Source organism: Halomonas sp. A3H3 (assembly GCF_000982975.1).
Lineage (GTDB): Bacteria > Pseudomonadota > Gammaproteobacteria > Pseudomonadales > Halomonadaceae > Vreelandella > Vreelandella titanicae.
Window position 1 is genome coordinate 1,346,891 of record NZ_HG423343.1, and the last position, 9,632, is coordinate 1,356,522.

Sequence of the window (9,632 nt, forward strand, 5' to 3'; positions counted from 1 at the left end):
TCCCGTAGGACGTATGCGGTATTAGCCTGGGTTTCCCCAGGTTATCCCCCACTATCGGGCAGATTCCTATGCATTACTCACCCGTCCGCCGCTCGTCAGCGGGTAGCAAGCTACCCCTGTTACCGCTCGACTTGCATGTGTTAGGCCTGCCGCCAGCGTTCAATCTGAGCCATGATCAAACTCTTCAGTTTAAGATCTATGTGATCCTTACATGTCACCCGAGGGCAACAAAAGCGGATCAAACTTGGCTCAAGGTTCAAACGAATTCATTCAAAACAGATATCAAAGGACGAATCCTTTAAAACCTTAATTGCTTGAGTCGCTTGCCTTGATATTGGGTGATTTGTCACCAACGTCAGCAAGCGCCCACATGAATTACCTGATCAAATTGTTAAAGAGCTGTTTCGCTGTGGTGGCTAGCTAATAAACCAACTGGGCCACTCGACTTGCCGTTGAACTGGCTTGCCTCAGCGAGGAAGGCATATTCTACGCATTTCCTGGTGGTTGTCAAGGGCGTTGTTTTCGATGCAAACCTGACCACATCCAAAACCGCTGGCTTTCGTAAAAGCACTAACTACCTGACAAACCGAAGCTTTTACACTTCATTCACCGCTGGTAACGCTTGGCGTCCCCGGCAGCGGATGCGTACTTTACGGATTCGCTGACGGGTTGGCAAGGGCTTTTTGACAGAAAGTTCAAATAAGCGTCACACGAGCGTAACGTTTCTTACCAGCTTGAATAACATAGCTCTTACCTGTCGCCAGCATAGTGTCTTTGGCAACGACGTCGCCGTCGACTTTAACTCGGCCATTACCCAGCATGTCTTTGGCTTGGGCACTGTTATTCGCAAGCTCAGCTCTATTAAGCACTGCTGCAATAGGTGCTTGCTCACTGCCCTCAAAATCGACCGTGACTTCCGGCAGATCTTCTGGCAGCTCGCCATCAGCCAGTTGATTACCCGCTGACTTGTGCGCACTGGCGGCTGCTTCATCGCCGTGGTAGCGGGCAATTAGCTCACGGGCCAGCTCCATTTTGATATCCCGCGGGTTCGCGCCCTGCTCAACGCTCTGCTTGAGCGCGTCAATCTCTTCGTTCGATTTCAAAGAGAGCAGCTCAAAATAGCGCCACATCAAGCTATCCGGCATGGAGACCAGCTTATTGAACATGGAGCCCGGCGCTTCATCGACACCAATGTAGTTGCCCAGGGACTTCGACATCTTCTGCACGCCGTCTAACCCTTCCAACAGCGGCATGGTAATGACCACCTGGGGCTCCTGGCCGAAGTGTTTTTGAATTTCGCGCCCCATCAGCAGGTTGAACTTCTGGTCAGTGCCGCCCAGCTCCACGTCCGCCTCAAGCGCTACCGAGTCGTAGCCCTGTACCAGCGGGTAGAGAAATTCGTGAATGGCAATGGACTGATTGGCTTTATAGCGCTTTTCAAAGTCATCCCGTTCCAGCATACGGGCGACGGTGCTTTGGGCAGCCAGCTCAATCATTTTGGCAGCGGAGAGCTCGCCAAACCATTCGGCGTTAAAACGTACCTCGGTCTTTTCAGGGTCGAGGATTTTAAACACTTGCTCTTTATAGGTTTCGGCGTTGGCTTTCACATCCTCTTCAGTGAGCGGTTTGCGCGTCACGTTCTTACCGGTAGGGTCACCAATACGCCCGGTAAAGTCACCGATCAAAAAGATAACCGTGTGCCCCAAATCCTGAAACTGGCGCATTTTGGTCAGCAATACGCTGTGCCCCAGGTGTAAGTCAGGGGCCGTGGGATCAAAACCCGCTTTGATACGCAGTTTGCGGCCTGAAGCCAGCTTCTGTTTTAGCTCATCCTCTACCAGGATTTCATGCGTACCCCGCGACAGCAGCGCTAAAGCCTGATCCACCTCACTCATTGCCTCTCTCCACTATAAAGAACCGCCCTTACCGGGCTCAGGTGATAAATAGCCGACGATGTTACCATGCTCGCTCGCCTTGGTTGAGCCTTGGTTTAGCGCTGACCCTGGTTTAGTCTCAGCCCAGCTTTGTACGAGTTCGATTATGAAAACGCCTACCGCTACGCCGCTTTACTATATCGGCCTGATGTCCGGCACTAGTCTGGACGGTATCGATGCAGCACTTATCGCCATCGAAGGTGATTCGCCGCCGCACCTGTTGGCAACCCATGCCGAACCGATGCCGGACGAGCTTCATCGCCTACTGTTTAAGCTGTGCCATGCAGAGCAGGTCAGTTTTGCGCAGCTCGCAGCAGCGGAACACGCGTTCTGCCAATGCCAGGCCCAAGCCGTGCAGCACTTATTAGCACCCCTTTCAGTGGATATAGAACAGATCAGTGCTATCGGCAGTCACGGCCAAACCATTGAGCATGCCCCCGCAGGCCACAGCGACGGCCCGGCGTATACACTGCAGTTGGATAATCCAAGCTTGCTGGCAGAACTCACCGGCTGCACGGTGGTCGCCGATTTTCGTCGCAGAGACTTAGCCGCAGGCGGTCAAGCGGCACCGCTGGCACCGGCCTTTCATCAGGCACTATTTGGGCGAGCAGACGCGCATCAGCTGGTACTTAATTTAGGCGGCTTTGCCAACCTCACCTGGCTTTCTAGCCAGCCGACCGATCCAGTGATCGGATTTGATACCGGCCCCGCGAATGTTTTACTGGATGGCTGGTTTGCCTTGCACCAGGGCGGCCGCTTTGACCAGGACGGCGACTGGGCCGCTAGTGGAAAGATAGATGAAGCGCTGTTAGCTCGGTTGTTATCAGAACCGTTTTTCCAGCAACCACCGCCGAGAAGCACAGGGCGTGAGCTGTTTCATCTGGATTGGCTACGAAAACATCTTAGCGGCCAGGAAGCCGCCGCCGATGTTCAGGCGACGCTGGCTGAACTCACCGCCGTCAGTGTCGCTCACGGCATTGAACAACTGCGGATCGGTAGTGGCCCGCTGACGCTGATCACCGCTGGCGGCGGCGCCCACAACGCCTATTTGATGCAGCGCCTTGCCTATCATCTCCCTCGCGCCACGCTCACTTCGCCAGCGGCGTACGGCTGGCCTGAAGACTGGGTTGAAGCGGGCGCCTTTGCCTGGTTGGCGCACCAGCGTCTGCACCACCTGCCAGGCAACTTGCCCTCAGTCACCGGCGCGCAGGGCCCCCGGGTATTGGGCGGAATCTATGCCCCCTAATACTCATTGTTTGAATACGCCCCTAGACCTCAAAGAAAAGCAGTGGGTACGTCACAAGGCTTAAATTATTCAGCTTTTGCGGCGAGAGTGCCTTTAGCCTGAGCCTGGGCTTCCTCTATGCTTACAACGCCCTCATTGACTAACCGAGACAGCGCGGCATCCAGGGTTTGCATACCCAGGCTGCCACCGGTTTGAATGGCTGAGTACATCTGCGCCACTTTGTCTTCGCGGATCAAGTTGCGCACTGCGGAAGTGGCCATGAGGATTTCGTGGGCCGCTACGCGCCCGCCGCCCTGACGTTTAAGCAGCGATTGCGACACCACTGCCTGGAGCGATTCCGAAAGCATGGAGCGCACCATGGCTTTCTCTTCGCTGGGAAAAACATCGATGATCCGGTCGATTGTCTTGACGGCAGAGGTGGTATGCAGCGTTCCCAGCACCAGATGACCAGTTTCAGCAGCGGTCAGTGCTAAGCGGATAGTCTCCAGATCACGCAGCTCGCCGACCAGGATCACATCCGGGTCTTCACGCAGCGCGCTACGCAACGCATCGGCAAAGCTATGGGTGTCGCGATGCACTTCGCGTTGGTTAATCAAACAGCGCTTGCTAACGTGGACAAACTCGACGGGGTCTTCAATGGTGAGAATGTGCTCGTAACGATGATCGTTAATGTAATCGATCATGGCGGCCAGCGTGGTGCTTTTGCCCGACCCCGTTGGCCCAGTCACCAGCACCAGGCCCCGCGGTAACATCGCCAGGCGCTCGAACACCTCACCGAGCCCAAGGGTTTGTATGGAAAGTACTTGATTGGGAATGGTGCGAAACACCGCCCCCGCCCCGCGAGCTTGAGTAAAGGCGTTAACACGAAAGCGGGCGATCCCCGGCACTTCAAAGGAAAAATCAATTTCCAGGTGCTCTTCGTAGTCGCGCCGCTGACGATCATTCATGATGGCGTAGATCAATTTACGCACATCGTTATTATCGATAGCGGGCACATTGAGCCGACGAATATCGCCATCAACACGTATCATGGGCGGCAAACCGGCCGAAAGGTGCAAGTCAGAGGCATTCTGCTTTGCCGAGAATGCTAGCAGTTCGGTAATATCCATCTCTCTTCCCAGCTGCGGTAAGGTGCTTGAGTATGACAGACATCGCGCTTAACGAGTCACTCGGCCATTCATACGCTCAGGCGCTTGAACGCCTGCATAATGCATTAGAAAACGCGGGGCGCGCCCAGGGTGCAGCCAAGCTACTGGCCGTCAGCAAAACCAAGCCTGCGGCGATGATTCGTCAGGTTTGGCAGTTGGGTCAGCGTGAATTTGGTGAAAACTATTTGCAAGAAGCGCTGGAAAAGCAGGCCGAACTTACTGATCTTGACGGCATTGTATGGCATTTCATTGGCCCCCTGCAGTCCAACAAAACCCGCTCTGTGGCCGAGCACTTTGACTGGGTACACAGCGTCGATCGGCTAAAAATTGCCAAACGCCTTAACGAGCAGCGCCCAACGCACCTTGCGCCGCTCAATATCTGCCTGCAGGTTAATATCAGCCGAGAAGAGAGCAAAGCTGGTGTGCTGCCCGAGGAGCTAGAGGAATTGGCCAAAGAAGTCGCCACGCTGCCTAATCTGCGCCTGCGCGGTTTAATGGCGATCCCCGCTCCAACAGAGGATATAAGTGCTCAGCGCCAGCCTTTGGCAGCACTACGCGAAGCTTTTACCGCCTTACAAAGCAGCTTGCCAGACGCGCCCCTTGATACGCTCTCGATGGGCATGAGCGACGATTTAGAAGCAGCGGTGCTGGAAGGCGCCACGCTGGTGCGTTTGGGCACTGCAATTTTCGGCGCTCGCCCATCGGCTTAGACGAAAAGTAGCCCACTTTTTTACGTAGAACACTTTTACTTAAGGGACACCTACCATGGCGAATAAGATTACCTTCATTGGGGCCGGCAATATGGCCAGCGCCATTATCGGCGGCCTAATCGACAGCGGCGTCGCGCCTTCTACTATTACGGCCACCGCGCCGAATGACAGCGAACTGACATCGATTAAACAACGCTTAGGCATCAATACAGACACCGACAACAATGCGGCGGTGGCTGAGGCCGATGTGGTGGTACTCGCGGTGAAGCCACAAATCATGCGCAACGTATGCGAAGCGTTGCGCGACAGCGTTCAGCGCCAGCAGCCGTTGGTTATCTCGATTGCTGCCGGCCTGGATGCCGGCACGATCGACCAGTGGCTAGGCGGCCAGAATGCCATGGTACGCTGCATGCCCAATACGCCCTCGTTGGTCGGTTATGGCGCCAGCGGCCTCTACGCCAATGCCAACGTCAGCGATGCCCAGCGTGACGTGGCCACCCAGTTAATGGAAGCGGTCGGCATTGTGGAGTGGGTGGAAGAAGAAGCCCTGTTAGACGCAGTCACCGCTGTTTCTGGTAGCGCCCCGGCCTACTTCTTTCTGATGTTCGAAGCCATGGAAGAAGCCGCGGTTAAACTCGGCCTACCTGCCGCCACCGCGCGCCGCCTGGCTATTCAAACCGCGCTGGGTGCGGCCACCATGGCGCAGCAGAGTGATAAAGACCCGGCCACGCTGAAACAGAACGTTATGTCGCCGGGCGGCACCACCGAACGTGCCATTCAACATATGGAAGAGGCACAATTGCGCACCACGATTGCCGACGCCATGCAGGCCTGCGCCGACCGCGCCCAGGCAATGGCCAAGGAACTAAGCGGCAGCTAATGCAGCCATTCGGCTAACACAGCCTAAGCTACCGGATCATCAAGGAGACATAATAATGGGCAATGAATTGGGCAGTGCAGGGTTAATGCTGGTAAATACCCTCATCAATATTTACCTCTTTTTACTCATGCTGCGCTTCCTGCTGCAAGCGTCGCGGGCGGATTACTACAACCCGTTAAGCCAATCGGTGGTCAAAATCACCCAGCCGGTAGTGGGGCTATTTCAAGGCTTTTTAGGCCCTGTGGCTGGCCGCTTCGACCTCGCCACCTTAGCAGCAGGCTTTGTATTGAAAGTGGCTAGCATCATCGCCATTTTTATGGTGATTGGCGTTGGCATGCCACCCATTGCTGGACTGCTGATTGCCGGTGCGGCCGCCTTGGCGAATGCAATTTTAAAAATCTACTTCTTCGCCCTGATTGTGATGATTATTTTGAGCTGGGTAGCGCCCAACGCCAGCCATCCAGGTGCGCTGCTGGTTATGCAGTTGGTAGAGCCGATTATGGCCCCGGTACGCAAAGTGATTCCTCCGCTGGGCATGATCGATCTATCGCCTATCGTGGTGTTTATCGCCATTAACCTGATCGATGGTTTGGTGGTCGGCGCCCTGATTCGTGCGGCGGGCATTTCCGGCGCGCTGGTCGGGCTGTGATGGCAACTGCCATCTCCGTATTCTTAGCAAGGAAGCCTCTGATTAACGTAATGAGTGCAGGCCAGACAAGGCAAAAATCAACGAAAAAGCGGAATTTACAGGTTGTAAATGAGCATTTTGAGGCGATTTTTAACGCCGTATGGGCAAGCGCAATAGTTAATCAGAGGTTTACAGGATCTACTTCAGTCGCCCTCTTTCAGCAGGACTAGCGCCTTCAATGCCTGACTCAGATACGCTTGCATTTGCAGACCGACCGGCGGGCTCCGTCGGCGTGGTCACCCCGCACGTGGCACGCTTCGACACGCCGCTCGCTCTCGCCTGCGGCAAAGTGCTGCCTGCCTACGAGCTGATTTACGAAACCTACGGCACATTGAATGCCGATCGCAGTAACGCGGTACTGATTTGCCACGCGCTCTCGGGTCACCACCACGCCGCGGGCTACCACAGCGAAGAAGACCGCAAGCCCGGCTGGTGGGATGCCCATATTGGCCCCGGCAAAGCGATCGACACCAACCGCTTTTTTGTTGTGTCACTCAATAACCTGGGGGGCTGCCATGGCAGCACCGGGCCGGTCAGTCATAACCCCGACACCGGCCGCCAGTGGGGGCCTGAGTTCCCCATGGTCACGGTGAGCGATTGGGTGGCCAGCCAGGCGCGGCTTGCCGACCACCTGGGGATTGAGCGCTGGGCCGCCGCGGTGGGCGGCAGCTTGGGCGGCATGCAGGTGATGCAGTGGACAATGACCTACCCGGAACGGGTGGCTAACGCGGTGGTGATTGCCGCCACGCCTCGACTCTCGGCGCAAAATATCGCTTTTAACGAAGTAGCCCGTCAGGCAATTCGCTCTGATCCGGAGTTTTTTGACGGTTGGTATGCCGAGCACGACACCGTGCCCAAACGCGGGCTAAAGCTGGCCCGTATGGTAGGCCATATCACCTACCTGTCAGAAGACGCCATGGGCAGCAAGTTTGGCCGCGATTTGCGTAGCGACGACCTTAACTTCGGCTTTGACGTTGAGTTTCAGGTGGAGTCCTACTTGCGCTATCAGGGCGACACTTTCTCCACCGCCTTTGATGCCAATACTTACCTGCTGATGACCAAAGCGCTGGACTACTTTGACCCGTCCGCGACCCAAGGGGGCGACTTAGCCAAAGCCCTGGCCCCAGCGCAGTGCCCGTTTTTGATTGTTAGCTTTACCACCGACTGGCGCTTTCCGCCCTCGCGCTCCCGCGAGCTGGTCGATGCACTCATTCGTGCGGGCAAAGCGGTTAGCTACGCCAACATCGACTCGCCCCATGGGCACGATGCTTTCTTACTCTCAGAGCCGCGCTACGACGCCATCTTCAGCGCTTTTATGAACCGCGCTGCCGGCGAGCTTAACCTCGCCGAAGTGGGTAAAGATGAAGCAAGCGAAGATGCAACGAGCTCAGAGGAGACGCCATGATGCGCGCCGATCTTGAACTGATTTATGACTGGGTGCCCGAAGGGGCGCACGTGCTCGACCTCGCCTGTGGCGACGGCGAGCTGCTTGAGACCCTGGCGAACAATAAAGGCGTGACTGGCTATGGCTTAGAGATCGACCATGACGGCATTAATGCCTGCGTCGCCCGGGGCGTCAGCGTGATTGAGCACAACCTGGATGACGGTTTAAGCAGCTTCTGCGATAACAGTTATGACCAGGTAATCATGACCCAGGCGCTTCAGGCGCTGCGCCGTCCGGACAAGATGCTCGATGAAATGCTGCGTGTCGCCGAAGAGGGCATCATCACTTTCCCCAACTTCGCCTACTGGCGTCACCGTGTTCATTTGGGTCTGCGCGGCTATATGCCGGTATCCAAATCGCTGCCCCACGCCTGGTACGACACGCCCAACATCCATCTCTCAACGTTCAACGACTTTGAGCACCTGTGCCGCGAGAAAGGCTTGATGATTGTTGATCGCGCGGTGGGTGTAGGGGATCATCAAGGCCACTGGAAATCGCGGCTATGGCCCAATCTATTTGGTGAAATTGCCATTTTCCGCGTTCGTCGCCGCTAGATATTCATCGCGCTTAAACTCAATCCGAGGAGCCACGCCATGTTACGCAGATTAATGATGAGTGCCGCCCTTGTCGGCATGCTCTTCGCCGCCGCTGGGGCCCACGCTGAGCAGTTCGTCAGCGTGGGCGATTACGAGATTCACTACAGCGCGGTGAACAGCAGCTTTTTGACTCCGGAAGTGGCCCAAGCGAACAACCTCCAGCGCAGCGCCAACCGCGGCCTGGTTAATGTAAGCGTTCGCGAGCGCCAGGAGGATGGCAGTACCCGCCCCGTTAACGCCAGCGTACAGGGCCACGTAAGCGGCTTGACAGGCGCCCAGGAGTCGCTCAGCTTTCGCACCGTGCACGACGGCGATGCCACCTACCACCTGGCGCCTTTTACCCTACTCGACGATGAGAACATGCGCTTTGAGCTAAGCGTGCGCTACGACCGCAACGCCGCCCCCGAACCGGTGAACTTTATTCAGCGTTTTTATATTGATCGCTAAGTCAATCCTGTATAGCTCTCGACATGCCGTAGGTAGATTGACGCAAGGGCGCTGTAAACCCATCCTTGGGCGCTACTTTCGCCATCCATGGCGAAAGACCCTTGCTTACAACTACCCACGGCCGCTGGTCATAGGCCAACGTATGCAAAGCTTGCTCTATCTACAGCCGTACAGGCAGGCTACGGGTTAACCGCACTCCAATGGGACGCTGTTGCTCCCGCACCACCTCAATACCATAGGCCAGCACTTCCACCCCGCTGGCTGAGGCCTCCGCTAGGGCTGCCGCGTAAGTCGCGTCGATATGGGCTGCGGCGGCCACATCGGCAATACCTTCATGGGCGACACAAAACAGCAGCACCGCCCGTTCGCCCTGCTCTGTCAGCACTCGCAGCGAATGCAGATGCTTGGTACCGCGCACGCTCACCGAGTCCGGAAAGTAGCCGTGGCCGTCCTGCTCTTTGAGGGTGACCTGCTTCACCTCGATATACGCCCGCCCCCGCTCTGGGTCATCCAGCCTAAAATCGAGGCGGGCGTCGGCC

10 protein-coding genes are annotated in these 9,632 nt (G+C 56.3%); 7 read left to right on the forward strand and 3 right to left on the reverse strand.

Going from position 1 to position 9,632, the window contains the following annotated elements; translation table 11 throughout:
- Positions 1-695: 695 nt before the first annotated feature.
- Positions 696-1,895, reverse strand: coding sequence for a tyrosine--tRNA ligase (tyrS, locus tag HALA3H3_RS05825; protein WP_009287950.1), 1,200 nt, complete (start codon positions 1,893-1,895; stop codon positions 696-698).
- A gap of 145 nt (positions 1,896-2,040) precedes the next feature.
- On the opposite strand from tyrS, the gene HALA3H3_RS05830 reads away from it, so the two are divergent.
- A complete protein-coding gene (locus tag HALA3H3_RS05830; RefSeq protein ID WP_022520684.1) occupies positions 2,041-3,180 on the forward strand; it encodes an anhydro-N-acetylmuramic acid kinase in 1,140 nt (379 codons plus the stop codon).
- A 65-nt stretch (positions 3,181-3,245) separates the two neighbouring features.
- Here the strand turns inward: HALA3H3_RS05830 and HALA3H3_RS05835 are convergent, their stop codons facing one another.
- The gene (locus HALA3H3_RS05835) at positions 3,246-4,289 is read right to left on the reverse strand and encodes a type IV pilus twitching motility protein PilT (RefSeq protein ID WP_022520685.1); all 1,044 of its coding nucleotides are present in this window, start codon (positions 4,287-4,289) and stop codon (positions 3,246-3,248) included.
- A gap of 32 nt (positions 4,290-4,321) precedes the next feature.
- On the opposite strand from HALA3H3_RS05835, the gene HALA3H3_RS05840 reads away from it, so the two are divergent.
- The 6 genes from HALA3H3_RS05840 to HALA3H3_RS05865 all read left to right on the forward strand — a co-directional run bounded on the left by HALA3H3_RS05840 (position 4,322) and on the right by HALA3H3_RS05865 (position 9,093).
- Positions 4,322-5,038: a YggS family pyridoxal phosphate-dependent enzyme gene (locus tag HALA3H3_RS05840; protein ID WP_022520686.1), complete on the forward strand. Its 717-nt coding sequence runs from the start codon at positions 4,322-4,324 to the stop codon at positions 5,036-5,038.
- Between the two features lie 55 nt (positions 5,039-5,093).
- Entirely contained in the window at positions 5,094-5,918 is an 825-nt protein-coding gene (gene proC / locus HALA3H3_RS05845; protein WP_022520687.1) for a pyrroline-5-carboxylate reductase, read from the forward strand.
- 55 nt (positions 5,919-5,973) lie between these two features.
- A complete protein-coding gene (locus HALA3H3_RS05850; RefSeq protein WP_009287945.1) occupies positions 5,974-6,567 on the forward strand; it encodes a YggT family protein in 594 nt (197 codons plus the stop codon).
- A 217-nt stretch (positions 6,568-6,784) separates the two neighbouring features.
- Positions 6,785-8,011: a homoserine O-succinyltransferase MetX gene (metX, locus tag HALA3H3_RS05855; RefSeq protein ID WP_009287944.1), complete on the forward strand. Its 1,227-nt coding sequence runs from the start codon at positions 6,785-6,787 to the stop codon at positions 8,009-8,011.
- Positions 8,011-8,604, forward strand: coding sequence for a methionine biosynthesis protein MetW (gene metW / locus HALA3H3_RS05860; RefSeq protein ID WP_027958266.1), 594 nt, complete (start codon positions 8,011-8,013; stop codon positions 8,602-8,604). The genes metX and metW overlap by 1 nt, the downstream gene beginning before the upstream one ends.
- A 39-nt stretch (positions 8,605-8,643) precedes the next feature.
- Positions 8,644-9,093 carry a DUF4426 domain-containing protein gene (locus tag HALA3H3_RS05865; protein ID WP_022520688.1) on the forward strand — a complete coding sequence of 150 codons (450 nt, stop codon included), beginning with the start codon at positions 8,644-8,646 and terminating at the stop codon, positions 9,091-9,093.
- A gap of 160 nt (positions 9,094-9,253) precedes the next feature.
- Here HALA3H3_RS05865 and HALA3H3_RS05870 read toward each other — a convergent pair.
- On the reverse strand, positions 9,254-9,632 hold a 379-nt coding region (locus HALA3H3_RS05870), incomplete at its 5' end, for a DNA/RNA nuclease SfsA (RefSeq protein WP_199105054.1).

Coding starts and splice junctions, on each gene's coding strand:
- tyrS (WP_009287950.1), bottom strand. CDS start 1,895: ATGAGTGAGGTGGATCAGGCTTTAGCGCTGCTGTCGCGGGGTACGCAT.
- HALA3H3_RS05830 (WP_022520684.1), top strand. CDS start 2,041: ATGAAAACGCCTACCGCTACGCCGCTTTACTATATCGGCCTGATGTCC.
- HALA3H3_RS05835 (WP_022520685.1), bottom strand. CDS start 4,289: ATGGATATTACCGAACTGCTAGCATTCTCGGCAAAGCAGAATGCCTCT.
- HALA3H3_RS05840 (WP_022520686.1), top strand. CDS start 4,322: ATGACAGACATCGCGCTTAACGAGTCACTCGGCCATTCATACGCTCAG.
- proC (WP_022520687.1), top strand. CDS start 5,094: ATGGCGAATAAGATTACCTTCATTGGGGCCGGCAATATGGCCAGCGCC.
- HALA3H3_RS05850 (WP_009287945.1), top strand. CDS start 5,974: ATGGGCAATGAATTGGGCAGTGCAGGGTTAATGCTGGTAAATACCCTC.
- metX (WP_009287944.1), top strand. CDS start 6,785: ATGCCTGACTCAGATACGCTTGCATTTGCAGACCGACCGGCGGGCTCC.
- metW (WP_027958266.1), top strand. CDS start 8,011: ATGCGCGCCGATCTTGAACTGATTTATGACTGGGTGCCCGAAGGGGCG.
- HALA3H3_RS05865 (WP_022520688.1), top strand. CDS start 8,644: ATGTTACGCAGATTAATGATGAGTGCCGCCCTTGTCGGCATGCTCTTC.